At 56.7% G+C, this 23,559-nt stretch carries 18 protein-coding genes; 13 read left to right on the plus strand and 5 right to left on the minus strand.

Annotated elements, in window-relative coordinates:
- Positions 1-47 precede the first annotated feature (47 nt).
- Positions 48-674 carry a DapH/DapD/GlmU-related protein gene (locus ABVF61_RS21760; protein ID WP_353995631.1) on the minus strand — a complete coding sequence of 209 codons (627 nt, stop codon included), beginning with the start codon at positions 672-674 and terminating at the stop codon, positions 48-50.
- A gap of 393 nt (positions 675-1,067) precedes the next feature.
- Here ABVF61_RS21760 and phnC point away from each other — a divergent pair, with 393 nt between their 5' ends.
- The 10 genes from phnC (at position 1,068) to ABVF61_RS21810 (ending at position 17,606) form a co-directional block, all read left to right on the plus strand.
- Positions 1,068-1,901: a phosphonate ABC transporter ATP-binding protein gene (gene phnC / locus ABVF61_RS21765; RefSeq protein WP_353995632.1), complete on the plus strand. Its 834-nt coding sequence runs from the start codon at positions 1,068-1,070 to the stop codon at positions 1,899-1,901.
- A gap of 55 nt (positions 1,902-1,956) precedes the next feature.
- A complete protein-coding gene (gene phnD / locus ABVF61_RS21770) occupies positions 1,957-2,874 on the plus strand; it encodes a phosphonate ABC transporter substrate-binding protein (RefSeq protein ID WP_353995633.1) in 918 nt (305 codons plus the stop codon).
- A 273-nt stretch (positions 2,875-3,147) separates the two neighbouring features.
- Positions 3,148-3,996 (plus strand): phosphonate ABC transporter, permease protein PhnE, encoded by an 849-nt coding sequence (gene phnE / locus ABVF61_RS21775; RefSeq protein WP_353995634.1) that lies wholly within the window; start codon positions 3,148-3,150, stop codon positions 3,994-3,996.
- A gap of 11 nt (positions 3,997-4,007) precedes the next feature.
- On the plus strand, positions 4,008-5,345 hold the full coding sequence (phnE, locus tag ABVF61_RS21780; protein WP_353995635.1) for a phosphonate ABC transporter, permease protein PhnE: 1,338 nt from the start codon (positions 4,008-4,010) through the stop codon (positions 5,343-5,345).
- A gap of 73 nt (positions 5,346-5,418) precedes the next feature.
- Positions 5,419-5,961: a cysteine hydrolase family protein gene (locus ABVF61_RS21785; RefSeq protein ID WP_353995636.1), complete on the plus strand. Its 543-nt coding sequence runs from the start codon at positions 5,419-5,421 to the stop codon at positions 5,959-5,961.
- 146 nt (positions 5,962-6,107) lie between these two features.
- Positions 6,108-7,307 (plus strand): lytic murein transglycosylase, encoded by a 1,200-nt coding sequence (locus ABVF61_RS21790; RefSeq protein WP_353995637.1) that lies wholly within the window; start codon positions 6,108-6,110, stop codon positions 7,305-7,307.
- Positions 7,308-7,445: 138 nt separating this feature from the next.
- Positions 7,446-8,087, plus strand: coding sequence for a ParA family partition ATPase (parA, locus tag ABVF61_RS21795; protein WP_353995638.1), 642 nt, complete (start codon positions 7,446-7,448; stop codon positions 8,085-8,087).
- A 94-nt stretch (positions 8,088-8,181) separates the two neighbouring features.
- A complete protein-coding gene (locus ABVF61_RS21800; RefSeq protein ID WP_353995639.1) occupies positions 8,182-13,719 on the plus strand; it encodes an MG2 domain-containing protein in 5,538 nt (1,845 codons plus the stop codon).
- A gap of 11 nt (positions 13,720-13,730) precedes the next feature.
- Positions 13,731-15,857, plus strand: a complete 2,127-nt coding sequence (gene pbpC / locus ABVF61_RS21805) for a penicillin-binding protein 1C (protein WP_353995640.1) — start codon at positions 13,731-13,733, stop codon at positions 15,855-15,857.
- A 543-nt stretch (positions 15,858-16,400) separates the two neighbouring features.
- Complete coding sequence (locus ABVF61_RS21810) at positions 16,401-17,606, plus strand: porin (protein WP_353995641.1); 1,206 nt, start codon at positions 16,401-16,403, stop codon at positions 17,604-17,606.
- Positions 17,607-17,755: 149 nt separating this feature from the next.
- On the opposite strand, the gene ABVF61_RS21815 is transcribed toward ABVF61_RS21810, so the two are convergent.
- Complete coding sequence (locus ABVF61_RS21815; protein WP_353995642.1) at positions 17,756-18,685, minus strand: alpha/beta fold hydrolase; 930 nt, start codon at positions 18,683-18,685, stop codon at positions 17,756-17,758.
- A 269-nt stretch (positions 18,686-18,954) separates the two neighbouring features.
- On the opposite strand from ABVF61_RS21815, the gene dapA reads away from it, so the two are divergent.
- Both dapA and smpB read left to right on the plus strand, forming a co-directional pair.
- Complete coding sequence (gene dapA, locus ABVF61_RS21820; protein WP_353995643.1) at positions 18,955-19,833, plus strand: 4-hydroxy-tetrahydrodipicolinate synthase; 879 nt, start codon at positions 18,955-18,957, stop codon at positions 19,831-19,833.
- Positions 19,834-19,866: 33 nt separating this feature from the next.
- Entirely contained in the window at positions 19,867-20,346 is a 480-nt protein-coding gene (gene smpB / locus ABVF61_RS21825; protein ID WP_305985277.1) for an SsrA-binding protein SmpB, read from the plus strand.
- Between the two features lie 186 nt (positions 20,347-20,532).
- On the opposite strand, the gene ABVF61_RS21830 is transcribed toward smpB, so the two are convergent.
- The 3 genes from ABVF61_RS21830 to ABVF61_RS21840 form a co-directional block, all read right to left on the minus strand.
- Positions 20,533-20,991 (minus strand): acyl-CoA thioesterase, encoded by a 459-nt coding sequence (locus ABVF61_RS21830; protein WP_353995644.1) that lies wholly within the window; start codon positions 20,989-20,991, stop codon positions 20,533-20,535.
- A complete protein-coding gene (locus ABVF61_RS21835; protein WP_353996472.1) occupies positions 20,988-22,148 on the minus strand; it encodes an iron-containing alcohol dehydrogenase in 1,161 nt (386 codons plus the stop codon). Before ABVF61_RS21835 ends, ABVF61_RS21830 begins: the two co-directional genes overlap by 4 nt.
- Positions 22,149-22,243: 95 nt before the next feature.
- Positions 22,244-22,651 (minus strand): DUF2000 family protein, encoded by a 408-nt coding sequence (locus ABVF61_RS21840; RefSeq protein WP_353995645.1) that lies wholly within the window; start codon positions 22,649-22,651, stop codon positions 22,244-22,246.
- On the opposite strand from ABVF61_RS21840, the gene ABVF61_RS21845 reads away from it, so the two are divergent.
- Entirely contained in the window at positions 22,650-23,558 is a 909-nt protein-coding gene (locus ABVF61_RS21845) for an AraC family transcriptional regulator (protein ID WP_353995646.1), read from the plus strand. The genes ABVF61_RS21840 and ABVF61_RS21845 overlap by 2 nt on opposite strands.
- The last annotated feature ends 1 nt before the right edge of the window (position 23,559 follow it).

The raw sequence follows: 23,559 nt of genomic DNA on the forward strand, positions 1-23,559 counted from the left end.
AAGCACCTGGCGGCGGGAGAATTCAATAGGGGTCGTGTCGAACACACCTATCGATATTTTTCAATAAAGGCATCAATCGGCAGGTTTCTGAAGTCGGGCAATCGTTCGCGCAATTGCGGGTGGGTCCAGTCCCACCAGGAGATCTCCATGAGCGCTTCTTCCTGCTTTTCGGTGAACCGCCGCTTGAGCGTCCTGGCTGCCACGCCGCCGACCACGGTGTAAGGCGGAACGTCTTTGGCGACGACCGCGCCGGCGGCGACAATGGCGCCTGTACCTATGGAAACGCCGGCAAGAACGGTCGCATTGTGCCCAATCCAAACATCATGTCCGATGGTGACCCAGTCATCTTTGCGCCATTGAAAGAAATCGGCGTCGTCGTCTCCCAGGTCATAGGCGGCAGCGCGATAGGTGAAATGGTGCTGTGAGGCGCGCCATGTGGCATGGTTGCCCGGATTGATGCGCACACGGCGGGCAATCGAACAGAATTTGCCGATCGTCGTCCAGACGACATCACCTTCCTGAACGATATAGGAATAGTCTCCCATCTGGCTTTCGCGCATCTCGGTGCGCGCACCGACCTCCGTCCAGATGCCCAGGTCGCAATTGAGCACCTTCGCCTCAGGGTGAATGTTCGGAGCTTCGGTGAGGGAAGACTTCTGTGTTGGCGCAGACATGGCGAGTCCATCTGTTGTCGATTTTGGGAGCTGTGTTTTAGCGGGGACCGGGGTCGTGTTCGTGAAGGTTTGATAACAGCGGTATGACGGATATTGCTTTTTTGTCGGGTCTTGCGGCACGTAATTGATTTCATACCGTGCTTTTGGTGGAACAACGCCACCGCGAAAACTCTGATGGTTGGGCGTAGAAGTGGTGCCGCGGAAAGGCCGTAGTGCTCTCGCAAAGCTTCGGAATTTTAGTTATCCAGCTAACTCAGGAAAAGCAGGAAGCTCTTCATGTCATTGAATTGACATGAATTTTTAGCCTCACCGTTAAAAACTTGTCATGTATTTGTAATCGAGCAGTGGCTCTGTCCCCCGGGCGCTTAAGGCAAGAACGGACAGGGCTAACGCGTGATTCAGTTTCAGGACGTCACCAAGGTTTTCGGATCTCGGACTGCGGTAAACAAAGTCAGTTTTAATATCGATGAACCGCAAATGGTCGGCATTATCGGCCGCTCGGGTGCAGGAAAGTCGACCTTGTTGCGGATGATCAACAGGCTGACCCCGGCCTCCGGCGGGGAGATCTTGTTCGAGGGCCGCGACATATTGCGTCTGAAAGGCGCCATGATGCGCCGCTGGCAGCGCGATTGCGCAATGGTGTTCCAGCAGTTCAACCTCGTGCCGCGCCTCGACGTTGTCACCAACGTCATGCTCGGACGTCTCAACGGTCACGGAACGCTCAAGAGCCTCTTCAACATTTTCAGCGCTTCGGATGTCGCCGATGCACTCGCTGCGCTCGATCGTCTCGGCATCGTTCAGGAAGCGACCAAACGCGCCGAGGAATTGTCAGGCGGACAGCAGCAGCGTGTCGCTATCGCGCGCGCACTGATGCAGCAGCCGCACATGATTCTTGCCGACGAGCCGATTGCATCGCTTGACCCCATGAATGCGAAAATCGTCATGGACGCGCTGCGCGAGATCCACGAACGCGACAACAAGGTCGTGATCTGCAACCTGCACACGCTCGACACCGCGCGCACCTACTGCGACCGGGTGATCGGAATGCGGGACGGTTTCATCGTCTTTGATGGCAAACCGGAAGAACTCACGACCGGTGCAGCCCGTGAAATCTACGGGGCAGATGAGAGCTTCAACGAGGCAGCAACATCCACTGCCATTGATGCCGGTCGCGCCGTTACCCAGAAATCCGCCGGTGCGATGACCCCGGCGGCAGCGGCGGTCTAGTCCGCTTGCGCACCTTTAAACGTCATCTGATCCAGACCCTCGGGGAGTGTCCCAAATGAAAATCGTTTCCAAAGTTGCTGCGCTTGCTGCTGTCAGCATGATCGCTCTCAATGCGTCCGTTGCCGGCGCCGAAGAGATCACCGAGTTCCGTATCGGTATCCTGGGTGGCGAAAACGCCTCTGACCGTCTGCGCGCCTATGAGTGCCTTGAGCAGAAAACGGCCGACCTTCTCGGTGTTCCGGTCAAGCTCTTCGCACCTGCCGATTACAACGGCGTAATCGAAGGCCTGCTCGGCGGTAACCTTGACCTTGCCTGGCTCGGTGCCTCCAGCTACGCCAAGGTTTACCTGACCGATCCGGAGGCAGTCGATCCGGTTCTGGTCAAGGTCAATGTTGACGGCGGCTATGGCTACTACTCCATCGGTTTTGCCCGCAACGACAGCGAAATCAACTCGCTGGAAGACATGAAGGGCAAGGTCTTCGGTTTTGGTGATCCGAACTCCACATCCGGATACCTGATCCCGTCCATCGCTATTCCGCAGGAAGGCTACTCGATGGAAGCCGGCGACTATTTCGGCGACGTCGTCTTCACCGGTGGTCACGAGCAGACCATCGTTGCCGTATCCAACGGTGACATCGACGCAGGCGTGACATGGGCTGACGGTCTCGGCGAATGGGAAGACGGTTACAACTCCGGCGCTCTGCGCAAGGCATCCGATGCTGGCCTTGTCGACATGACCGAACTGCGCCAAATCTGGCAGTCTCCGGTGATCCCGGAAGGCCCGATCGTTCTGTCCAAGAAGCTGCCGGAAGACGTCAAAATCAAGATGACCGGCCTGATCGCGTCCTTGAATTCCATTGATCCGGATTGCGCCTACAACATCGCCGCCGGTGAGACCAAGGGCTTCATGCCGATCACGCACGAAGCTTACGTCAACATCGTCGAAGCCCGTAAGGCCAAGAACAAGAACTAAGGTTCAGTCGAACCTGAACACGGGCCGGACGCCGGCCCGTGTTTGCTTGAGGCCCGGCGCTGACTGTCATCGCCGTTGATGCAGAGCTCAGAGCCGGGATCCTGTGCTCACAAGACTGACGTCTCAACGGGAATGTTGTTGCACTTTTAGTTGCCGGGTCCCTGCAGCGGTATGCGCTCGCGGCAGCGGTCGCAGTGCGACAAGACCAAAATCTCACTGCGCAGCATTGCGTTGCTGACACGCGAAAACTGTTTCACAGAAGGCTCCTCGAACATGGCCGTTGCCGCTCTCGAACAGGAAATCCTGATACTGCGCAAACGCCGCCAGCTTTACTCGTTGATCGGGTTGCTGCTGGTTGTTGCGGTGCTTGTTTCCGGTTTCTCGAAATCCAACGAGATGAATTCCGGCGGCTTCCTGCAAGGGCTTTCGAAGTTTTTTGACTATCCAGGTGAAATTGTCGCCGAAGCCTGGCAGGCCGGGCCCGCGTTCTTCGGGCTTATTTTGACCTTTGTCCCCGCGATGCTGGAGACGCTGAACATCGCCGCGGTCGCGACGCTCTTAGGCGGTGCGATGGCGGTAGTGCTTGCAATGGCTTCGACGCGTAACGTTGACAGTTGGGGACCACTCATCCCGGTCGTCCGCCGCATCATGGACATCACAAGGGCCTTTCCCGAACTGATCATCGCGCTGTTCCTGATTTTTGTTCTCGGGTCCAGCCCCGTTCCAGCGATGATCGCGGTCGCGATCCACACGGCAGGGGCGCTCGGTAAACTCTTTTCTGAAGTCAACGAGAACATAGACCGAAAGCCGATCGAAGGATTGTCTGCCTGCGGCGCGAGCTGGCTGCAGCGCATTCGCTACGCCGTGATGCCCCAGGTGGCTCCAAACTATCTGAGCTACTTTCTGCTGCGTCTTGAGATCAACGTTCGTGCATCTGCCATTCTCGGCTTCGTCGGCGCGGGCGGCATCGGACAGGAACTGCGCCGGACAATCGGTTGGGGGCAGGGCGCAGGGGATGAGACAGCTGCAATCTTCGTGCTTCTGTTCTGCACCATCATGATGATCGACCAGGTCTCGTCCTACCTGCGTGGCAAACTCGTCGGCTCTGGCCGGGCGCATTGAGGAACTTCATAATGGCTGTCGACACACTCAATGAACCGGTCTTCGACCGAGAAACCGTGTTCCGCAATGTTCGCCGCCGGGCCTGGATAACCATCGGCGCACCTTTGGCGATCGTTCTTTATCTGGCATACACCTGGTTTGCCTTTGGCGTACCGGATCTGCTCGCAAAAGCGCAGCCCGAAAGGGCGGTAATTCTGGCGACTGACAGTGTCGCCTACAAGGTTCATGTCACCAAGCTCCTGCGGCGCGACATCATGGAAGTCGCCATCGAAGGCGAGCGCCGGGCGACCTACGGCCAGGAAGATCTGCCGGAGTGGGTCGAAGTCGACGGGACAGATGCTAGTGTCGACCTCGGCGACGGCTATGAAGTCACGATCACCGGCAAGGTGATGGAGTTCTTTGTTCCCGACTATGGAAACATCAAGGTCACCGCAACGAACAACGGCGTCACCACCGAATTGCCGCCGGGTCCCGTTCCGGAGTGGTTGAAAGACGATCCGAGAAAGTTCGACGCACGCCCGACGCTGGACCGGCGTGTTCAGGTAACAAAGACAAAGATCGAGGTGCACAACTATTTCGGAGGATGGGAGAATTTCTGGTTCTCATTTCAGTCGGAGCTGCACGGCATGCCCTTCAGCCAGCTTTGGGCACTGGCGCTTTCGAATGAACGCATAGATCCGTCGCAGTCCAATATGTCGCTGATCATGCACGACTTTCTCGGAAATCCTGACTGGCAGCATGGCGAGGTGTTCACGGCTCTGTTCGAGACGATCATGATGGCCGTTCTCGGCACGCTCATCGCCGCCCTCGTCGGATTGCCGCTGGCTTTTCTGGCTGCGCGTAATTTCACGCCATCCATCATCTTGCGTTTCGGCACACGGCGTTTGTTCGATTTTCTCCGCGGTATCGATATGCTGATTTGGTCGCTGATCTTCATTCGCGCCTTTGGGCTCGGTCCGCTGACCGGTGCCCTTGCGATTGCCTTTACCGACACCGGCACACTGGGCAAGCTGTTTTCCGAAGCATTGGAGAATATCGATAACAAACAGGTCGAAGGTGTCAGGGCAACCGGAGCCAGCCAGATTCAGCGCTATCGATTTGGTGTCATTCCCCAGATCCTGCCGGTTTTCGTGTCTCAGGTTCTTTACTATCTGGAATCCAATACGCGATCCGCGACCGTCATCGGGGCACTCGGGGCGGGCGGCATTGGCCTGATGCTCGTTGAGACCATGAAGACGTCCCGCGACTGGGAAAACACCAGCTACATTATCATTCTCACGATTGTGGTCGTGATCATGATGGATCAGGCCTCGGGATGGCTGCGGCGCAAACTCATCGAAGGCAGGTAGCAGGCCGTTTGTAAGTGGATTGCCTGCGGCTTTGAGCGTTGCGTTTTGCCAGCCTTCGTGATTCGGTGTGTGCATGCAGGATGTACCGGGCACGCAGGCAAACATCGGATTGCTGATCATTGATGTGCAGAAGGGTTTTGTCAGCCCCACGACCACGCACATTCCGGCAATCGTCGAAGAGCTGCAGGAAGCTTATGCTCATGTCGCGGCTTCAAGATTTATCAATCGGCCTGACTCGCCGCATCAGCGGTTTCTCGGCTGGAAGCGCTTGCTGCCGGACACTGAAGAAACCGAGCTCGCCTTCACGCCTTCATCGCAGGCCTTTGTTTTTGAAAAGCCGCAATATTCGGCGGTTTCGTACGATTTGCTGCGGTGGGTCCATCTCAATCGGCTTTCGGAAGTTCACCTGTGTGGCATCGACACCGAGGTTTGCGTGCTCACCTCGGCAACGGCGTTGTTCGAGATCTCCATCAAACCGGTCGTGCTTGCGTGGGCTTGCGCGTCCGGTGGTGATAGGGAAGGTCATACCGCCGGGCTCATTGCACTCCGCCGGCTTATCGGCCGCGACAATGTCTGGGCGGATGCAACAGGCAAAAGTCAGCTCAGCACCGAATAGTCAGGATTTTGTGAGGGAAGGTACGGTTTTTGCCGTTCGCCGGCGGATGTATGGGGTTAAGTCCCGCGTCATCCCTTTTTTGCCGCATTTCCGTCGTGCGATGGTCACAGCATCGAAATGACGATTCAACGCTCTTGGAGGGGCACATGCCGTCAACAGGCTGGAAGAGACTGGCAGCACTCACGCTCGGATCAGGACTGATACTGACCGCCCATTCCGGAAGCGCATTGGCGATTGAAAGCTGCGTTGCCTCGCTTAAGAAAGAGGCGGTTTCAGCGGGCGTTCGCCCCGACATCGCCGATCGCATGCTGAAAAACGCCTCGTTCGATGAAAAGGTCATCAGGTTCTCGACGTCGCAGCCGGAGTATAAAACCGAGATCTGGGACTATATGGCCTTCCTCGTTGACGCAGAACGCATCAAGGACGGCAAGAAAAACCTGAAGAAGCATCGCAAGACACTGAGCGCGATCGAACAGCGCTATGGCGTCAACCGCCACGTGGTTGTCGCGGTCTGGGGCATCGAGAGCGACTTCGGCCAGTTCAAGGGTGACTTTTACACTCCGCACGCGCTCGCAAACCTGGTTTGTGCGGGCAAGAGACGGCAGAAATATTTCAGGGGCGAATTGATCAAGACGCTTCAGATCGCCTCGCGCGGTGACGTTCCGGTCGGTGATTTCCAGGGCTCCTGGGCAGGTGCCTTCGGACAGACCCAGTTCATGCCCAGCACCTATAACAGTCTTGCCGTCGATTTTGATGGCGACGGTCGCAAGGATCTCGTCAATTCGGTGCCGGACGCCCTGGCATCAACCGCAAACTTCCTGAAGAATGCCGGTTGGCGGGAGAGCCGCGCGTGGGGCTATGAGGTCACGGTACCGGCCGGATATTCCGGACCAACCGGACTGAAAAAGCGTTCTGCATTGTCGACATGGGGACAGCGCGGCCTGAAGAAAGTTGGCGGAGGTAATCTTTCGGGCAAGACCGAAGCAGCTTTGATCCGCCCGGCAGGTGCAAACGGCCCTGCTTTTCTGGTGACGCGTAACTTCAACGCCTTGCGCTCATACAACGCGTCGACCTCCTATGGCCTGGCGATTGCCCTTTTGTCGGAACTCGTTTCCGACGGCGATCCGTTCGCGACACCCTGGCCCACCGATAATCCGGGACTTTCCCGGGCTCAGCGGCTGGAATTACAGAAATTGTTGAACAAGAACGGTTTCAATGTCGGTGAACCGGATGGGAAGGTCGGCCCGCTGACCCGGGCGGGAATTCGCAAGGCCGAAGCCAAATACGGGTTGCCCGTCACCGGGCGGCCGTCCTGGAATGTCTACTCGGCTCTTGGCGGCAAATAGCCGTTTGATCCGGTTTAAGGGGAGCCCGGACGTTCTGTCGCATTCTGAGTTTGCGTGATTTCCGCGTTTTGCAGCATTGTTTTGTTGCACTGCGAAAAATCGCATCGCAATATACGCCGCAAATTTTGGAGAATTGCGATGTCCGGTCGAATATTGACAGTTGCTCAGCAAAAGGGCGGGTCCGGCAAAACCACGCTTGCAGCCCATCTTGCTGTTGCACTTGCCAAACAATCGGGCGAACCGGTCGCCATTCTGGACGTCGATCCACAGGGTTCTCTTGGGACCTGGTTCGAAGCGCGCGAGCAAAATCTCGGCGAGGATGAAACAGGTCTGGAGTTTCGCACGGCATCCGGATGGGGAGCGCGGCGTGAGGCCAGATCATTGGCGCGTTCTCATGGCTATGTCGTGGTTGATACACCGCCGAAAACGGACACGGACGCCAAACCGGCAATCGATGCAGCTGACTACGTCATTGTACCTGTCCAGCCGACGCCTGTTGACCTTTGGGCAACCTCGCAAACGATCGAGCTTGCCGCGCGGGAAAGCACACCCGCGCTGCTTGTCCTCAATCGCGTTCCCCCACGCGCTTCTTTGACAGGCGAAATGGCGGAGGCGATCGCCGAATCCGGGTATGACACACTGGAAACACGCCTTGGAAACCGGACAGTCTTTGCCTCCGCAATGGGCAAGGGTTTTGCCGTGACTGAAGACGCTCCGTCCAGCAAGGCGTCGCAGGAAGTCGCCGCTTTGATTGATGAACTGGTCGCCAGGATCGGCTAGCGACCTGAACAGGACCGACTGATACAATTTTATGCCTTGTCCTTGTCACGTTCCGGTGCCTTGATAGAAGAAATCTCGGTCCGGGAGGACAGGCATGTTTCTTTTTTCTAAGTTTTTCAATCCAGAACGGTCATCTTCAGTGTTTCATATCAACCGATTGCCCACCCTTTTCTTCAGTCTGATTCTGTTGGGTGCTACTGCGCTTCAAGGTCCCGCGGCGTATGCGCAGGAAAAACGCATCGTCACAATCGATGATGCCGATTTCTTTGGCGGTGACTACAGAACGGTCAAGGATGTTGATCTGGAAGGATGCAAATCCGCGTGCCTTCAGGACAACCAGTGCCGTGCCTTCACGTACAATACATCCGCGAGCTGGTGCTTTCTTAAGTCCGATTTTGGTCAGTTGCAGGGGTTCAGCGGCGCAATTGCGGGCCGGGTCGTCGAAGTACAGGCGCCGCGTGCCGATCTCAGCACGGATCGCCGGGCAGAGCTGACGTTTCTCTCCCGCGAGCGGTTGGAGAACGCGGAAACATATTCGCAAAGTCTCGCAAACGCGCGCCGTGTTGCGGGCGCCACTGTCGAGCAACTGCGTGCAGACGGGCTTGCGGCTCTCAGAAACAGGGACGGGCTACTTGCCGAAGCTGATTTTGTAAGACTGATAAAACTGGAACCCGGCGATTTCGACGCCTGGACCCAGCTCAGCGCGGCCTTGCTCCTTCAAAATCCTGATAACTGGCGGGAAAGGGAGACCAAGCAGAAAAACGCGATCTCGGCGTCGATCAACACTTATCTGCGTGCCATCGATCCTCAGGAACGAGCCCTGGCACTCGACCTGATTGCGCGATCCTTGGTCCGCCGAAGCGAATACAAACCTGCGATCAAGGCGCTCAGGGCTGCACTTGCTCTTGAAGAAAACGATGCCCTGCGCAAACGCTACGACGAACTTGTGGCACAGCACGGATTCCGGATCGTCGATCATCAGGTCGATTCCGACAGTGTTTCTCCGAGGATCTGTCTTGTCTTTTCCCAGAAACTTCCGGTTGGCGAGGACCTTCGTCCATATGTCAACGTCAGGGGCTCGGGTACTGTTTCAATTGAAGCGGAGGGAACGCAGATCTGCGCGGACGGATTGGAACACGGTGCCCGCTATCAGGTAACCGCCCGGTCCGGGCTGCCCGCGGCCGACGGCGAAAAGCTGGAGAAGACTGCGGAGCTTTCAATCTATGTGAAAGACAGGTCTCCGTCGGTTCATTTCCTGAGCCGCTCATATGTTTTGCCGTCCGGTGGAACGCCAACGATACCAATCGTTTCAGTCAATACGACCGAGATCGAAACGGCCATTTATCGTGTCGGAACCAGGTCGGTCGCCGATGTACTTCGCGACAACCGGTTCCTGCGCCAGCTCGATTCCTGGCAGGCAGAGCGGATCGAGGAGGAACTTGGCGAAAAAGTCTGGTCCGGTATCCTGGAGAGCGAGAACCTTCTCAATCAGGACGTGACGACTGCTTTTCCCGTTGCCGAGACCGGGATCGAACTGAAGCCCGGCATTTATGCCATGACGGCGCGTTCGAAACTCGATAGTCAAAACAGATGGGGCACGCTGGCGACCCAGTGGTTTCTGGTCTCGGATCTCGGCCTGACGGCGCTGTCCGGTGACGACGGCATCGCCGCAAACATCCGCTCGCTGTCAACGGCAAAAGCAATTGAAGGCGTGTCCGTAAAATTGTTGGCTGTAAACAACGAAATTCTCGCTGAAACGCAGACCAACGAAGCGGGTTTCGCCGAATTTGCCGCCGGCCTGACACGTGGTCGTGGTGGGCAAGCGCCGGGTGTTCTGATAGCGGAAACAGACAGTGGCGATTACTCGTTCCTGGATTTGCGCAAACCAGCGTTCGATTTGTCCGACAGAGGGGTGGAAGGCCGCCCTGCACCTGGACCGCTTGACGTCTTTGCCTGGACCGATCGCGGGATCTACAAGGCAGGCGAGACGGTTCATGCACAGGCATTGCTGCGCAACGCAGAGGCAGTTGCCCAGGAAGACTTTCCGCTGACATTCGTTTTCACTAGGCCGGATGGTGTTGAGCACGCCCGCTTTACCGTGACGGACAGCGGCCTTGGCGGCCACTTGCAGGACCTGGACCTGAGTTCATCTGCGCAACAAGGCATCTGGTCCTGGCAAGTCTTCGCCAACCCCAAGGGCAGCGCACTCACACAAACAACATTCCTTGTCGAAGACTATCAGCCGGAGCGCGTTGACTTTGAGCTGAAAACGGATGCAGGCGCCTTCAGTCGGACCGTTCCGACACCGGTTTCTCTGGACGCCAGATTTCTCTATGGCTCCCCGGCCAGCGGTCAGACGCTCGAAGGGGATATTATTGTCCGTCCCGTGCGCACGTTGAAAGACTATCCGGGCTATCTTTTCGGGTTGGAAAACGAAGAGTCTTATTCACAGCGCGGTGCACTGCCATCGGGCTTGAAAACGGATTCAGATGGCAAGCTCTCCTTTGAAGTGTCACTGCCTGATTTGCCGGAAACCACTGCGCTTTACGACGGTGAACTTGTGGCGCGGCTTGTGGAAGCAGGCGGACGCTACGTGGAACGTGATCTGGATCTCGCCGTCGCGCTCGATGGGCCGCGCATAGGGATAAAACCTGCATTCGATGGAGGAGTTGACGAGGGCGGCCCGGCGGCCTTTTCGGTAGTCGTTGTCGGTGCCGACGGTAAATCTCAGGACGCAACAGGCTTGTCGTGGACGCTGTCGAAGGTCAATCGCAGATACCAGTGGTACAGGCTGGACGGACGATGGTCTTTTGAACCCATTACAACGTCGGAACGCGTAGCCAGCGGTGAACTTGATCTTGAAGCGTCAAAACCGGTGCAGCTTTCGCTTCCGGTTGAATGGGGTGAATACCGGCTCGATGTTTCTGGAAGCGGTGCGCTGCAGGCCGCATCGAGCTTCACGTTCAATGCAGGCTGGTATTCGGCGGATGCGACTTCTGACACGCCAGATTATCTTGAGGTTGGCCTGGACAAGGCCAGCTATCGCCCCGGCGAAATCGCAAAGCTGCGTCTGAAACCGCAGATGGCCGGTATTGCGGTTGTCAACGTTGTCTCGGGTGGTTTGCTTGCAAGTCAGACTGTCGAGGTATCTGCAGAAGAAACCGAAATCGATATCCCGGTAAGTGATGACTGGGGAGCTGGTGCTTATGTCACTGCGAGCCTCTACCGTCCGATGGATATTGAGCAAAAACGCATGCCCTCCCGTGCCGTTGGTCTGTCCTGGTTGACAGTCGACCCGGAAGAGCGCGTGCTTGCCGTTGAGATGTCGGCTCCAAAGCGGATCCTTCCCGAAACCACATTGAACGTTCCTGTGCGGCTGAGCGGTCTTGAAGCGGGCACACAAGCCTATCTGACGATTGCCGCCGTTGATGTCGGCATTCTCAACCTGACGAACTTCAAGACCCCGGACCCGGACACCTGGTACTTCGGTCAGCGGCGTCTGGGAACGGACATAAGGGATCTCTACGGGCAGTTGATTGACCGGATGGCCGGGACGCAAGGCCGCGTCCGGTCAGGAGGTGATGCGGTGGCCTTGCGCCTTGAGTCACCTCCTCCGGATGATGAGCCGGTGGCGCTGTTCTCTGGTCTCGTGGACGTGGGAACGAATGGGGAGGCCGTGGTTTCCTTTGAAGTTCCGGCATTCAATGGCGCGCTGCGGCTTATGGCGGTGGCCTGGACGAAGGAGGGTGTCGGACACGCCGAGCAGGACGTTGAAGTGCGCTCGCCGGTGGTCCTGACGGCAAGCGCGCCGGCATTCCTTGCGCCTGATGATACGTCTCGCCTCGCTATCGAAATCAACAACGTTGACGGGGCAGCGGGGACCTATGAGCTCGAAGTATCAGCTGCCGACGGCTTGTTCATAGGCGACACGTCGAGCGAGGTTCGCTCGCTTGAGATCGGTGAGGGTGAAAAAGCCGTCGCCCTGGTGCCGTTGCGGGCCGGATCTGTTCCGTCAGAGAGCGAGCTTGTTGCGGCCCTGACCGGTCCTGACGGGGCAACCACGATCAAGCGGGTAGCACTGGACATCAAGGACACGCAGCCGGAAGTGGTTCGAAGGTCATCGTTTCAGCTTGCTGCCGGCGGAAGCCTTACGCTCAGCGCCGACACGCTCGATGGTTTGCGAGCGCAAACGGTCGACGTGACACTCACGGCCGGAGGTGCTGCGAGCATCGATCTTGCCGGGTTGCTCTCAGCTCTCGACAGGTACCCATATGGCTGCACCGAGCAGACAACCAGCCGCGCACTTCCCTTGCTTTATCTCAGCGAAGTTGCCGAAGCAGCCGGTCTTGGCGGTGACGATGCCATTCGAGAGCGCGTCGTTAAGGCGATCGCCGCGGTTCTTGCAAATCAATCCTCGTCCGGCGAGTTCGGTTTGTGGAACAGCTATGGGGGAGGCGACATTTGGCTTTCAGCCTATGTCACCGACTTCCTGACGCGTGCGCGAGAGAAGGGATATCAGGTTCCCGATCTCGCTTTCACGACAGCGCTCGATAACCTGGAAAACCGGCTTGCCTATGCGTCCGATTTCCAGAATGGCGGTGAAGGTATTGCTTATGCGCTTTATGTGCTTGCGCGAAACGGTCGCGCCTCAATGGGCGATCTGCGGTACTACCTCGATGCCAAACTGCAGGACTTCGCGACGCCGCTGGCAAAGGCGCAGGTCGCAGCCGGACTCGCGCTCTACGGTGAACGGGAACGGGCAGTGACAGGCTTCAGCGCGGCGCTTAGCGCACTGCCGGATGATCGGAAGCAGTCATACAGAAGCGATTACGGATCGCGTTTGCGCGACAGTGCGGCGGTCACGGACTATATCGTCTCAGCTTCTGTCGGAACGCGCCTTCAGGACGAATCCGTCGAGTTGTTGAAATCAGCACAGGCGCAAACCGCGAACCGCTCGACCCAGGATATGGCCTGGTTGTTGTTGGCAGCACAGGCGTTGAACGAGTCGGCCGATGAGGCCCGGATTTCAATTGATGGAACCGAAACACCTGGTCGCCTTGCCTGGTCGCTCAAAGGCGGTGACGTTGAAGCAGGCCCGGTTCGCGTAACGAATAATGGAACGTCTGCGACAGACCTGCTTGTGTCGGTCGTGGGACAACCTGTTGTGCCTGAACCCGCAGGAGGCCGGGACTATTCCATTGAACGCGTGATCTACGATCTGGACGGCAATGTGATTGATTCGTCAGCCGTCCCGGTCAACACGCGTCTGGCGGTCGTTGTCACCGTGCGAGCGCTGACGGATCAACCAGCGCGGCTCATGGTGGTCGACAGGTTGCCGGCCGGTCTTGTCATTGACAACCCGCGGCTTGTCCGCTCCGGAGATCTCGGCGGTCTTGAGTTCCTTTCAACAATTGATCGTCCGGAACATGCAGCGTTTCATGCAGACCGGTTCGAGGTCGCGGTAGATCAGACCCGGCAAAGCGGGAAAGAGTTGACCTTCGCGTATCTTGCTCGCGCGGCTACGCCAGGCGAATTCGCACATCCGCCTGCCTCCGTTGAGGACATGTATCAGCCGGACCGCCGGGCGATCTCGCAAACAGGCCGCTTCAACATACTTGGCCCTGTCAGGTGATCAGGCGGGCAATGGCTCGGATTGCGAAAGGCTGGTCGCGCCTCTGGCGGCCAGCCCTTGTCACTGCTGCGTGTCTCTTGGCACTGGCGGGGGCAGGAGCATGGAAAGTTCAGCGTGACATCGACCGGTTGGCTCCGTTGCCTCAAGTAGCCGATTTGCCCCTGTCGGTGGTCGTTCTGGATAGAAATGACCAACTGCTTAGGGCGTTCACCAGCAAGGATGAAAAATGGCGGCTTCCGGTGGAGCTGGCGGACGTGGATCCCCTTTATGTGGAAATGCTGCTGGCCTTTGAAGACAAGCGCTTTTTTGATCATGGCGGCGTCGACGTCCGTGCATTCCTGCGGTCGCTTGTCCAAAGCCTGCACCATGGCCGGGTCGTCTCCGGTGGTTCGACCCTGACAATGCAGGTCGCAAGGCTGTTGCACGAACGCCCGACCAAGAGCGTCCGGCGCAAGTACGAACAGATCCTCACGGCCTTTAAACTGGAACGCACTTTTAAGAAGCGGGATATACTTCGGTTCTATTTGCTCAGAGCACCATTTGGCGGAAATGTCGAAGGCATTCGGGCCGCGAGCCTGACCTGGTTCGGGAAGGAGCCGGGGCGATTGACGGCCGCAGAGGCAGCATTGCTCGTTGCCCTGCCACAAAGCCCGGAAGCGCGGCGGCCCGACAGGTTTGGCGATAACGCTCGCAAGGCACGCAACAGGGTTCTTGCACGCGCTGCAGCGGCTGGTGTCATTTCAAAAGGCGAAGCCCAATCGGCGGCTGCCGAACCGGTCCGTACACGGCGCTATGACATGCCTCTGCTTGCGGCCCACGAAAGCCGGCATGTCCGGAACACATTTCCGGCACGCACCCATCATCGTCTGACGCTCGACAAAGCACTCCAGGCGACTTTGGAGGCGCAGGCGCGCAGACGTGCCAATGCGCTCCCTTCGCCGGTATCGCTTGCGATAATCGTGGCCGACCATAGTAGTGGCGACATTCTGGCAAGGCTCGGGTCTCCGGATCTTCTGGATGAGACGCGCCTAGGTCATGTCGACATGACTCGTGCGATCCGCTCACCGGGGTCGACGCTCAAACCCTTTATCTACGGGCTGGCGTTTGAAGAAGGGATTGGCGTGCCGGAAAGCCTGATCGCTGACAAGCCGACAAATATCGGTGGGTATCAGCCGACAAATTTCGACCGTGCCTACCAGGGAACGGTGACATTGCGCGAAGCGTTGCAGCTTTCCCTGAACACGCCGGCGGTCCAACTGCTGGAATCGGTGGGGCCAGCCCGCCTGATGGCGCGTTTGAAACGTGGCGGCACGCGGCCCGTTCTTGAAAAGGGCAGGTCCTTCGGTCTTGCCATTAGCCTTGGCGGCCTCGGGCTCACGTTGAAGGACCTGGCACAGGCCTATGGCGCGCTGGCGAGCGGGGGGGCGCCCGTTCGTTTGAAAACATGTCGCGCGAATTGTCCGGAAGACGTCTGGACCGCCGGTACTTTGCATATGCTGTCGCCAAAGTCGGCAGGGATGGTCACGGACATCTTGAAAGGCATGCCTCAGGCGCGCGGTGCCGAGACACAGCAGATCGCCTATAAGACGGGTACTTCCTACGGTTACAGGGACGCCTGGGCCGTAGGGTTTGACGGACGCCATGTGGTCGCCGTTTGGGTGGGGCGCATGGATGGGTCCCCAGTCCCGGGGCAAACCGGTCAGAAAAACGCCGTGCCGCTCCTTTTCGAAGTCTTTCAGAAACTGGGACCTAACCGGGTGCCTTTGCCCAACACCACTTCCGATCTTCCCACGGCATGGCAATCAAGCGTGCCGCCATCCTTGAAGTTTGCCCGGACTTCGTCACACCGGTTCGCGTCAGACAGTGTTGAGGCACTCTCAATTGCCTATCCTCCAAACGGTGCGGAATTGGATCTTGGTCTCACGTCAACAGAGCGTGGTTGGCATTCGGCCCAGCCTCTTGTTGTGAAATTCAAGGGTGGTGTCGCACCTTATGCGATCCTCGTGAACGGACGTCCGCATCAGACGGACTACGGGCAATATCAACTGGTGCTGCAACCTGAGGCTCCAGGATTTACCAACGTGACGGTCATGGACGCCAAGGGCGAAAGCGCTGCCGTCTCTATCAAGATGCGATAGTCGCCTGACCAAAACCAAAGTTCAGCTGCAGAGCTACGCGGAAAAGCAAAGCAAATTCGGTGTTCGTATGCAGCGCGCTTTCTGGTCTTCGACTTTGACCCGACTGAAGGACCCTGAAGCCTGGTCAGTGATGCGGCCCAGTGGGCTTCAATCTGTCCGGTGGGCTCCGATTGGTGGGGGCGATTCCCGGATAGCCTGACGTCGATTCCATGTGTCTTAAACAATCTGTTAAGGCTGTTACACTGGCGATTTCGGTTCGCTAGGCCACTCTTTTCCTAACAGTTTCTAAACATCGGCCCTGGTTTTGTGACATTCGCGCAACACCGGTTTTTGAAAACAGCACCAGAACCACGGGTGGAGCGCATTCTGTGTTGAACCGGGAAAGCGGATGCGTATGGTCATGGTGCGAGCGGCTTCGAGCCGCACTGGTTTGCACGCCTCGGACATCCAACCTCCGGTCGGAAGCAAACGCAGAGTAAATTCGCGGGGACAAATGGCGCTTCTGTTTGAGTGCCGATTGATATGACTGATTGGAGGTCAGAAATGAAACTCAAGGGCTTGATGCTCGGCGTGGCAGCTGCTGCTACCGCTACCACCGCTCAGGCAGCCGATCTTCCGGTTGCTCCGGAGCCGGTTGACTACGTTCGCGTCTGTGACGCTTACGGCTCTCGCTTCTACTACATCCCGGGCACTGAAACCTGCCTGCGCGTTGGTGGCCGTCTGCGTACGCAGTTCATCGCCAACAACGTTTTGGAAGATGGCCCGTGGGGCGATCGTGACTCTGACGGTTACGAGTGGCTGACACGCGGCTACGCTTACCTCGATGCCCGTAACGCCACCGAATTCGGCACTCTGCGTGCCTATGTCGGTCTGCGCATGGACATCACCAATGGCGTAAGCGGCTTCAAGCTCGACGCTGGTTACATCCAGTGGGGCGGCCTGACAGCTGGTTACCTCGGTTCAAACTTCAACATCTACACCGGTCAGACATTCATGGGTGTTGTCACACGTGACTGGTCAGACTCCACCGTCAACCAGCTCGCTTACACTGCTGCTTTCGGCAACGGCTTCTCCGCAACGATCGCTGTTGAAGATCGTTCCGGCCGTGAAGTCGGTGCATACGGCGGCACGCGTGCTCCTGACCTCGTTGCTGCACTCGGCCTGTCCCAGGGCTGGGGTTCTGCACAGCTCTCCGGTGCTCTGCATCAGGTTTACCCAGATGCAGCGTTCAACAGCACGAATGCTTCTGGTGACGAAGACAGCTTCGGCTGGGCAATCGGCGCTGGTGTGAACGTCAACCTGCCGTTCGCCAACCCTGGTTCGAACATCTACTTCCAGGGCTTCTACGCTGACGGCGCTCTGTCTTACATCGGTAACGGCATCACCAGTCTTTCAGTCGTAAACTCTGCGACAGGTGCGACTGTTGGTTCCGTATCTGATTACGGTGGAAACGGTGACACAAGCACTGGCTACTCCCTGTCTGCTGGTGTTTACATTCAGGCAACTCCGACCATCGGCCTTGCAGTTGACGGCTCTTATGCACACGTCGATCAGGAAGATGTCTTTGGAACGGCTGATGCGGACATCGACCGTTGGGCAATCGACGGTTCGGTACAGTGGGAGCCAGTCTCTGGCTTCGTCATGGGTGCTGACGTCGGTTATTCCAATTCAAGCGCGGATGTCAGTGGTGTAGACATTGACGATCTGGACGAACTGAAGTTCGGTGTTCGTATGCAGCGCACTTTCTAATCAAATCTCTCAAGAGGTTTGATGGAAAACCCGGCGGAAACGCCGGGTTTTCTTTTTTCGTTTCAGCGACAAGTCCGAGATTTCAACTTGGTGCAAGATGCACGGACATCTCGATTGCGTTTTTCAAGCCGGTTTCAACTGGATCGTTCTTATAGCTGCGCCAAAAATCCAGCGATCGCCTCATGAGTGGCCGCTTCCCACAAAACGGGAGCATGACCCTGTCCCGGGATCGTAATCAAACACGCGTTTGGGTGTTTATCGACCATCTTTTTGCAAGTGTCCGCGCTTAGAAGATCCGAATGCTCTCCGTGAATCACCATGACCGGCCTATCTGAGAGTTTCTCATAAAGGGGCCACAGGTCGGGAGCGGGCGCGGCGTCGTCGAGGCTGGCCAGTTGGTGTGCCAGGGCCGGATCATAGTCCATTACAACCTTGTCGTTTTGTTCCGAGGCAAGTTGACCGGCAAGCTTCAGCCATTCCGGCTTGGTGAATGCCGGGAACTGGTGTCCGATTGTATGCTCGAGGTTTTGCGCAACTTCTTCTTTTGATCCGCTCGTCATGTTGCGTCCGAGGGTCGCTGCGATTCTGTGTATCGCGCGCATTTCGATGTGGGGACCTATATCGTTGAAAATGACGGCGGCCATGCGGTCTGCAGAAAATCTGTAGCTCATCGCAAGCGCATGCAGTCCGCCGCGAGACGTCCCGAGCACTGCAAAACGGGTTAAGCCAAGACGCTCGATCGCAAGCGCAATGTCGTTTTCTTCGATGGGCAGAGCGTAGTTTCGCCAGTCCTTGTCCCAATCGCTTTTGCCCCGTCCACGATAGTCGAGCGCGATCACGCGATGATTTTTTGAATGAAGAAACGCAGCTATATCATTGAAATCACGTGAATTGCGCGACAATCCTGCGAGGCAGAGTACTGGTACCTTATCGCTATCCGTTCGTGAATCGTCCTGACTAGGGACCCATTCTCGTCCGCATAGGCGCAGACCGTCGGCACTTTGCCAAGTGAACTCTTGAGACCCGGTTGTCTCGGCGCGTGCGCCGCCGGACAGCGCTTCTGTCGGCGCAGTACTCATGTCTGTCTCCAAAACGCTTCCACCCTTTGATTTTCTCAAAAGATAGTGCTGCGCTTTGTATGCTGCCAATAGGTAGATTTCGTATTTCCTTTCGGAGCGGCGTGAGTGTCGCGCAAAGAACGCAATGCGCGAAAGAAAAACCGGTGGAGACACTGAAACGCCATAGGGAGGATTGCTCCTTTTGCAGCAGGTGAGTATGTTGCGCCTCCATTGAGACCGGTCGATTTGCCTTCGCCGTAACTACAAAATTGATCCAAGAGGAAACCGAGATGTTCAAAGGCTCCATTCCAGCGCTGATTACCCCGTTCAAGGACGGAGCGCTTGATGAGAAACGGTTCCAGGATTTTGTGGAATGGCAGATATCGGAGGGCTCGAACGGATTGGTACCGGTTGGAACGACCGGCGAAAGTCCGACCCTGAGCCATGAAGAGCACAAGCGCGTCATTGAACTGTGTGTCGAGGCGGCAGCAGGACGCGTGCCTGTTATTGCCGGTGCCGGTTCCAATAACACCGTTGAAGCAATCGACTTTGCCAAGTATGCGGAGAAGGCTGGGGCTGATGGGCTGCTTGTTGTTACGCCATACTACAACAAGCCCAACCAGGCGGGTCTCAAAGCGCATTTCAAGGCGATCAATGATGCTGTCGGTTTGCCGATCCTTATCTACAACATACCGGGCCGGTCAATCATCGACATGACGCCGGAAACGATGGCTGAACTTTTTGAAACCTGCTCCAACATTACAGGCGTAAAAGACGCGACTGCAGATCTTGCAAAAGCGAGCCGCCAACGCCACTTGTGCGGACCGGGTTTTAACCAGCTGTCCGGAGAAGACATATCAGCTTTGGCTTTCAATGCGCATGGAGGTGTTGGATGCATCTCGGTTACGGCAAATGTGGCGCCACGTTTGTGTGCGGAGTTCCAGGCGGCCACACTGGCAGGTGATTTCGCCAAGGCTCTGGAATATCAGGACCGTCTTGCGCCGTTGCACCGCGCGCTCTTTTTGGAACCAAGCCCGACCGGTTCCAAATATGCGCTTTCCGTTCTTGGAAAGATCGAGGAAGAAATGCGTCTGCCTCTGGTGCCGGTAACCGAACAAACTCAAACCGAAATTCGCCACGCAATGGCGCATGCCGGTCTGATCAACTGACAAGGCAGGGGGCAAGGACCCTGAAGGACACAAATGGCTTCGAAAAAGGGAGGCGATCCGGGAAGAAAGATCATTTCGGACAACCGGAAGGCCCGTTTCAACTACGAAATAGAGGACACGCTGGAAGCAGGCATCGAGCTTAAGGGCACGGAAGTGAAGTCCCTGCGAAACGGCAAGGCGAATATTGCCGAATCCTACGCGGCCGAATACGGCGGGGAGATCTGGATCTATAATGTCTACATTCCGGAATACCTGCAGGCCAACAGGTTCAATCACGAACCTCGCCGCCCACGTAAGCTTCTTCTGCACAAACGCGAAATCGGCAAACTCGCCGGCGCTGTTCAGAAGGAGGGCAAGACAATTGTGCCGCTCAAGCTCTATTTCAACGACAAGGGACGGGCAAAGCTCGAGCTCGCGTTAGCGCGCGGCAAAAAGTTGCATGACAAGCGTGAGACAGAGAAGAAACGCGACTGGCAGCGGGAAAAATCGCGCCTTATGAAGAACCTGGGATGAAACCGGTTTTCCACATGTTGGAAATTCGACCTGTGCAGATCCACTCCACCTGTTGATATCTTGCGGATAACATGTGGAGCATCTGTGTGTTGGCTGTGGTTTCAGCCCGTTTTCATACAGCCTTTTTACCGGGGATTTCCTGATGTCAAGTTGTGGAACTTTGCCTCAGGTGCATCAACTGGTTTCTTAAGCCATCAAACTTGCTAAGATGCCGCGCGTCCTGTCTGGGATCTGGACTGGACGTCTGGAATTGCGATCTACCAGAACATGAACAAAACGTCCATGGGCTGCAGTCTCAGAAGATTTGCCGGCGAATAAGCCGACCCGGAAAACAACAGAGCTGGTGCCGAGTTTTTCGATTCTAAGGCCTGCGGAAACGACATCAGGGAAGGTCAATTCCGCGAAGTAGTGACAGCCTGTTTCAACAACGAGAAACACCTGGTCACTCGTTCGTGGTGCGAGAAGACCGTTGGTGACATACCAGCCATTTACGGCAGTATCGAAGAAGCTCAGATACTGTACGTTGTTCACATGTCCATAAATGTCCACATCCATCCACCGTGTGGGGATTTCCTGGAACGCCTTGAAGAATGATCTTGTCAGCGGTCTAGGGCGCTCGTCCTGTGGATAACCTGTGGAGTTCATAAGGCTGCCCTGTAGATATCCAGAGCGTCGGATTCCGTTACTTCGCGAGGATTATTCACCAGAAGCCTGGTTTGTTTCATGGCGTCTCTTGCCAGCTTCGGCAGGTCGGCCTCCCCAATACCCAGAGTTCTTAGCTTGGTTTCGAGCCCGAGCTTGGCTGAAAGCTCACCCAACCTGGTTGCGAAAGCTTCGGCGCGTTCGCTTGCGTCGTGCATCATGGAAAGATCCGGAAACAGTGCAGGTGCGATTTCCGCGTAAGTGGGCGCGGCGCTCACATTGTTGAACTTAATGACATGCGGCAGGACCAGCGCATTGGACAATCCATGCGGGATATGAAACGTCCCGCCAAGGGGGTAGGCGAGGGCATGGACCGCCGCAACGGGAGAGTTGGCGAAAGACATACCAGCAAGCATTGAACCGAGCAGCATGGCGCTGCGCGCGCCTTCATCACGCGGTGAGGAAACAGCGGTTTCAATATTGGCACCCAATAGCCGTAGCGCTTCGACAGCGAGTGTTCTGGAGATCGGATTGTTGTTAGCCGACAGTGACGCGTAAGCCTCGATGGCATGAACCATGGCGTCGATACCGGTCGCAGCGGTCACGTGTGCCGGAAGGCCGAGGGTCAGTTCGGCATCGAGTATGGCAAGGTCCGGCAGGAGCAGTGGCGAGACAACGCCTCGCTTTTCCTCTTCGCCCACAGTGATGATTGATATGGGTGTGACTTCGGAGCCCGTGCCTGCTGTCGTTGGAACAAGAACCAGGGGAAGCCGTGGACCCTGCGCATTGCCGATGCCCCAGGCCGCGTCGAGATCTTCATCGCTTCTTGCCAGCAGGGCGACGAGCTTGGCGACATCGAGCGAGGAACCGCCGCCGAAACCGATGACGGATGTTGCGCCGTGCGATTTTGCAGCAGCCGTCGCCGTTTCAACCAAAGACCTCGGCGGATCAGCAACGACGTCTTCAAATCGGCCGACATCAAGTCCGGCTTCTATGAGTGCGGACAAGGACGGGTCGAGCAGGCCCAACGACACGATACCGGGATCAGTAACGACAAATGGCCGTGGACCCAGGCAGAAAGAGGCATGTTCATCGATCCGCGATGCTGCTCCTGTTTCAAACAAAATGCGCTGGCTTGTGTTGAAAGCGAAAGGACTGATCATCTGTTCCCCCGGTGTCGAGCGGAAAGACAGATTGCCCGCTGCATTTGCGTCCGTCGAGAGCTGATTTAGGCGAGTGCCGATGGACGCGCAAATCACGCGTGCATGCGCGCTCCCTTGGTGATTTTGTCGGCAATTTTCTTGTCTGTGTGAAGCGCAAGACCGACGACTTTTGCCTCTTGTGGCGAGAATCTTTCAAAAACCGCGCGATTCGCCTGATCATGACCGGTTGTGAACATTTCTTCCAGATAGAGACTGGTTGCGACCTTGCGCTCGAGCGCTCGTGCATGGATCTTCTTGAGTGTTGGTCCATCGGCGCTCAGAACGATGATCGGCTGGACGCTCATGGGATGGTATTCGTTACCCACTGCATCACGATAAGGTTCTCCGATGATGTCCGGTTTGTATGCGGCAACACCTGTCGCCAGAAAAGCTGTTACATTGAGTTTTTGCCAGACAGCCAGGTCTTCCCTGACAACCACGACGAATTTGGTGTCGAACATGCTTCGCAACTCCATCAACGGACTTCGATCAACAAGGGTTTGCGCGAACCTAGGATGTGATGAGAACGAGGGTCTTGAACGTTTGTGCAAGGTGAGGAGCGACGCCATTCATCTCGCACCTGTCGAAGAAGGCATCGAGCGGATCGAGGCCCGATTTTCGGGCAATGGTTTCGATCTCCATCGTCACGACACATATGCGATCGGCTTGACGTTGAGCGGTGTGCAAACGTTCAGGTATCGGGGTGAAACACGGGCATCTTTGCCAGGACAAATCATCGTCATACACCCCGACGAGCTTCATGATGGCGGAGCCGGGACCGAAACGGGTCTGCGGTACCGCATGATCTATGTGCAACCCGATTTGCTTGCAGAAGCACTGCTCCATGCCGGTGTTCAAGGTCTGCCCTTCTTGAAAGACCCCGTTCTGAACGACCCGGAACTTCAGTTGAGTATTGTCGAGGCGCTTGAGGATATTGACTGCGAAATGGGAGAGCTGAAACGCAGTAACCTCGTTTCAGAACTTTCGAGTTGTTTCACGAGGCTGGCCACCAGCCGGCCGCTGAAACAGCGATGCCTGGATTGGCAGGTATTGCGGCAATGCACCGATTTCCTAAAGGAATGTCATCGGCATCCGGTCCAGGTAAAGGATCTGGAAAACCTGTCCGGTCTGGACCGTTTCACCTTGTCGAGGCAATTCAGACAAGCCTTTGGTACCAGCCCCCATCGCTATTTGATCATGCGCAGACTGGAGAGTGTGAAGAGCCTGCTCGCACAGGGCACATCGCTTGTTGATGCGGCGATGGAAAGCGGGTTCGCCGATCAGAGCCATATGACGCGGCAGTTCAGACGTGCATTCGGTATGACGCCTGGGACCTGGCGAAATCTGAACGCCGCCAGGTCCCAGTGAT

The organism is Roseibium sp. HPY-6 (assembly GCF_040530035.1).
In the GTDB taxonomy this organism is placed as follows: domain Bacteria; phylum Pseudomonadota; class Alphaproteobacteria; order Rhizobiales; family Stappiaceae; genus Roseibium.

What these genes read in the sequence shown, in the direction of transcription:
- parA (WP_353995638.1), top strand. Translation starts at nt 7,446, where the DNA reads ATGTCCGGTCGAATATTGACAGTTGCTCAGCAAAAGGGCGGGTCCGGC.
- ABVF61_RS21845 (WP_353995646.1), top strand. Translation starts at nt 22,650, where the DNA reads ATGCTTCGCAACTCCATCAACGGACTTCGATCAACAAGGGTTTGCGCG.
- pbpC (WP_353995640.1), top strand. Translation starts at nt 13,731, where the DNA reads ATGGCTCGGATTGCGAAAGGCTGGTCGCGCCTCTGGCGGCCAGCCCTT.
- dapA (WP_353995643.1), top strand. Translation starts at nt 18,955, where the DNA reads ATGTTCAAAGGCTCCATTCCAGCGCTGATTACCCCGTTCAAGGACGGA.
- ABVF61_RS21830 (WP_353995644.1), bottom strand. Translation starts at nt 20,991, where the DNA reads ATGAACTCCACAGGTTATCCACAGGACGAGCGCCCTAGACCGCTGACA.
- ABVF61_RS21800 (WP_353995639.1), top strand. Translation starts at nt 8,182, where the DNA reads ATGTTTCTTTTTTCTAAGTTTTTCAATCCAGAACGGTCATCTTCAGTG.
- ABVF61_RS21760 (WP_353995631.1), bottom strand. Translation starts at nt 674, where the DNA reads ATGTCTGCGCCAACACAGAAGTCTTCCCTCACCGAAGCTCCGAACATT.
- smpB (WP_305985277.1), top strand. Translation starts at nt 19,867, where the DNA reads ATGGCTTCGAAAAAGGGAGGCGATCCGGGAAGAAAGATCATTTCGGAC.
- phnD (WP_353995633.1), top strand. Translation starts at nt 1,957, where the DNA reads ATGAAAATCGTTTCCAAAGTTGCTGCGCTTGCTGCTGTCAGCATGATC.
- ABVF61_RS21840 (WP_353995645.1), bottom strand. Translation starts at nt 22,651, where the DNA reads ATGTTCGACACCAAATTCGTCGTGGTTGTCAGGGAAGACCTGGCTGTC.
- ABVF61_RS21790 (WP_353995637.1), top strand. Translation starts at nt 6,108, where the DNA reads ATGCCGTCAACAGGCTGGAAGAGACTGGCAGCACTCACGCTCGGATCA.
- ABVF61_RS21815 (WP_353995642.1), bottom strand. Translation starts at nt 18,685, where the DNA reads ATGAGTACTGCGCCGACAGAAGCGCTGTCCGGCGGCGCACGCGCCGAG.
- ABVF61_RS21810 (WP_353995641.1), top strand. Translation starts at nt 16,401, where the DNA reads ATGAAACTCAAGGGCTTGATGCTCGGCGTGGCAGCTGCTGCTACCGCT.
- phnE (WP_353995634.1), top strand. Translation starts at nt 3,148, where the DNA reads ATGGCCGTTGCCGCTCTCGAACAGGAAATCCTGATACTGCGCAAACGC.
- ABVF61_RS21785 (WP_353995636.1), top strand. Translation starts at nt 5,419, where the DNA reads ATGCAGGATGTACCGGGCACGCAGGCAAACATCGGATTGCTGATCATT.
- phnE (WP_353995635.1), top strand. Translation starts at nt 4,008, where the DNA reads ATGGCTGTCGACACACTCAATGAACCGGTCTTCGACCGAGAAACCGTG.